Genomic DNA, 2,096 nt, shown 5'->3' on the forward strand with positions numbered 1-2,096 from the left:
CCAGTAGCTAGATTAGAAGGAATGATGAGGTTAAAGGATATGCTCAAGATATTGGGTCAAATTGTAGACCAGGATAGATATCATATCAACTTTATTAATGCAGAGGTAGGAAAGGTTGTAGCTAAAAAGGGTTGTATCAATGAGCTATCTGAGCTAATTGAAGCAGGTTGTTTAGAAAAGTATGGGAGACTCTGCTTTGAAAGAATGACTAAGCATCGTTTAGACTTTAGTTTTAGTAATGGATATAAAGCTACCTGGGAGATAGTAGAGTCATTAGCATAAATAATCGGAGAAATGAAGGTTAAAGTTTACTTAGTCGTTTATGACTATAATATCTGAAAAATTCAAGGAGGATAATAAATGAACAATATAATAGAGGTTGATAATAGCTTAATTCAAGCTTTAGAGGAGAAGAAGGATGTATTGAAACGGACAGTTGCTAAAGCAGCTACTAATGATGAGTTTGAGATGTTTATGCATCTTGCTAAGCAGTATGGACTAGACCCCTTTCAAAAGGAGATATTCTTCTGGAAGTATGATAAGGACCCAACGATTATGACCAGTCGTGATGGTTATTTGAAGATAGCTAATCATCATCCAGAGTTTAATGGTTATGTAGCTGATGTAGTCTATGAGAATGATAGTTTTAAAAAGCTAATGGATGGTGTGGAGCATAATTATCAATTAAAGGATAGAGGTGCGATTATTGGAGCCTATTGCTTAGTTTATCGTAAGGATAGAGCCTTTCCAGTCTATGTTTTTGCTCCTTATGAAGATTATAAAAGGAATAGTCAGGTCTGGAGTAATTATCCCAATGCTATGATTTTAAAGTGTGCAGAAAGCATGGCATTAAAGAGAGCCTTTAGTGTCAGTGGATTAGTCAGTAAGGAAGAGATGGGATACCAGGAGAATCAGATAGTAGAAGGAGACTTTAACGGTAGCCAGATTATAAATAAGAAGAGAATGTATAAAGAGATAAGTAAGGTTATGGAGGAGAAAGGAATTAGCAAGGAAGAAGGAAGACAGTTGTTAAAGAGAGATTATAATGTAGAATCGGTAGCTGATTTAAAGAATGGTAACATAAAAAGCTTTTTAGATGATTTAAAAAGCTATCAGAATGAGTCAGAGGTTATTGATATCGAGATGAGTGATGAAGATTTAGCAGAAGAGGTAGCAGCAGCTCTAGAGGGTGATAGGGGAAAGTAAGATATATTAGTCAAGGTCAACGAAGGAAGATATTTGCTATAGTTAATCAGATGGTTGACTGGATTAGAACCCAGGGAGTAGATACTGAGCTAAATCAACTAAGGTATCAGCTAATGAGAGATTTTTCAGCAGAGGTTGATAAAGAATTAAAGAGCTTGAGTGATTGCAGTTATGAGTTAGCAAGTGATTTTATTGAATGGTTGGAAGAGAAGGTTGAGGAGATAGACTAATTTTTTTAGGAATTATGAGGTCTAAAATAGATATAAATGCTAGATGATAGTTGTAGCTATAATTTAGTTTATCTGGAGCTATCATCTATAGATTACTGTGATTGAAATAGATATTACTAAGAGCTTTGGGGGGCTAGATATGTTATTAAGCTCGCTTAAGGATTTATTTAGGGTTAATAAGGCCTTTGATGAAATAGTAACAATTAAAGGAATTTATATTGATATTGTGGGTGATTTAGTTGCTGGAATCTTATTAAGCCAGATTATTTATTGGTTTACACCAAATAAAGAGGGAAGAAGCAAGCTAAGAGTCAAAAAGGATGGATATTATTGGGTTGCTAAAAAGCGAAGTGATTGGTGGAAGGAGATTAGAATTACAGCTAGACAATATGATAGAGCAATTCAGAAGCTAGAGGATAAGCAGATAGTTATTAAAGAGTTATATAAGTTCAAAGGGACTCCTATGCATCATCTAAGATTAAATGAAGAGGTTTTAATTGCAAAGATAAATAAAGAATTAAATCCTGACTTTAACAAAAGTGTAAAGTCAACTTTACAGAAAGGTAAAAGTGGAAATTACCAAAAGGGTAAAGTGGACCTTACAGAAAGTGTAAACTCTTTAACAGAGACTACTACAAAGATTACTACAGAGACTACACA

Annotated in this window: 3 protein-coding genes and 1 pseudogene; all 4 read left to right on the forward strand. The window is 34.2% G+C overall.

Annotated features, from left to right (window positions below; translation table 11 throughout):
* Positions 1–282, forward strand: a 282-nt coding sequence (locus tag BX659_RS19235; RefSeq protein WP_181186467.1) for a hypothetical protein, incomplete at its 5' end; no start/stop codon positions are given.
* 78 nt (positions 283–360) lie between these two features.
* Entirely contained in the window at positions 361–1,206 is an 846-nt protein-coding gene (bet, locus tag BX659_RS18535; protein ID WP_106231969.1) for a phage recombination protein Bet, read from the forward strand.
* A gap of 5 nt (positions 1,207–1,211) precedes the next feature.
* Positions 1,212–1,436, forward strand: a complete 225-nt coding sequence (locus BX659_RS18540; RefSeq protein WP_106231971.1) for a putative HNHc nuclease — start codon at positions 1,212–1,214, stop codon at positions 1,434–1,436.
* Positions 1,437–1,575: 139 nt separating this feature from the next.
* A pseudogene (locus BX659_RS18545) lies at positions 1,576–2,096 on the forward strand (hypothetical protein); the annotation flags it as partial.

It is taken from the genome of Orenia metallireducens, from assembly GCF_003001995.1.
Taxonomy (GTDB): domain Bacteria; phylum Bacillota; class Halanaerobiia; order Halobacteroidales; family Halobacteroidaceae; genus Orenia; species Orenia metallireducens_B.